Here is a 988-nt window from a genome sequence, read left to right as displayed (position 1 = left end):
GGCGGATTCAACTACGAAGTGCACCACGGTTGAGGGAGACATCGAAAACGTGTTGTGGCGTACGGAAGTCTAAACGCTTTCGAGGCCGCTGGTTGAGCTTGTCTTCAATCGCTTGAATGTCGTCGTCAGAGTAAGCGCTCAGATCACATCTCTTGGGCAGGTACTGCCGTATCAAGCCGTTCGTGTTTTCATTGGTCCCACGCTGCCAGGATGAGTACGGTTCGGCGAAATAGCTCCGAGCTGTCAGAGCGATGTCCACCACGGCGTGCTCGGCGAACTCGCTACCGTTGTCCCAGGTCAGGGTATGCACGCGAGCCTGCAGGGAATGCAGGGCGTGGACGATGGCGCGCATGACCGTGTCCGCTTCGCCGTTGGGCACGAGCCGCATGCGTAGCAGGCCGGACTTGCGGTCGACCAGCGTCACGACCCGCGCAAGCCCTTTGCCCACGATGGTGTCGCCTTCCCAGTCACCCACCCGCGCGCGCGTCTCCACGATCGCCGGTCGCTCGGCGATGCGTCGCCCACGAAAGCGTTGACGCTGCCGCGGCGTGCCGCAGCGATGATGGCGGCGCCGTTGTTTGCGGCAGCGCAGATTCCGCCACAGCTCGCCACCGCGTTGGCGGTCGGCGGCGATGTGTTGGTAGATGCGCTCGTGGCTGATGGATGCCTCGCTGGCGATCTGTACGGGGCTCCATTGCTCAGCCGTCAGCCGCGCTTCCACGGCAGCCCACTGTTCCGGCTGGATCCGAGCTTGCGTGCTCGCTGCATGCCGACGCTTCGCGCTCTGCCGCTGTGCGGCCCGTGCGTGATAGGTCGTCGTGTCGCCCGGGTTGCGTCGAAGCTCGCGGCTGATCGTCGTCGCCGCGCGTTTCAACTCCGCGCTGATTTCGCGGGCTGAAAAACCACCCCTATGCAGGTGTTGAATCTGATAGCGTTCGTCTTGGCTCAGGTGTGTGTAGCTCATGTGCAGTTCCACTTGGCGGTGAAG

At 63.1% G+C, this 988-nt stretch carries 1 protein-coding gene; it reads right to left on the bottom strand.

All coding sequences use genetic code 11. The features are described from left to right. Positions 1 to 7 precede the first annotated feature (7 nt). On the bottom strand, positions 8 to 964 hold the full coding sequence (locus tag ACFPPB_RS20310) for an IS30 family transposase (RefSeq protein ID WP_465269363.1): 957 nt from the start codon (positions 962 to 964) through the stop codon (positions 8 to 10). Between the last annotated feature and the right edge of the window lie 24 nt (positions 965 to 988).

Origin of the sequence: Rhodanobacter terrae, assembly GCF_042657005.1 — a bacterium.
Lineage (GTDB): Bacteria > Pseudomonadota > Gammaproteobacteria > Xanthomonadales > Rhodanobacteraceae > Rhodanobacter > Rhodanobacter terrae.
The sequence above is the reverse complement of the archived record's forward strand: the minus strand, read 5'-3'. Positions and strand labels throughout refer to the sequence as shown.

What these genes read in the sequence shown, in the direction of transcription:
- ACFPPB_RS20310 (WP_465269363.1), bottom strand. Translation starts at nt 964, where the DNA reads ATGAGCTACACACACCTGAGCCAAGACGAACGCTATCAGATTCAACAC.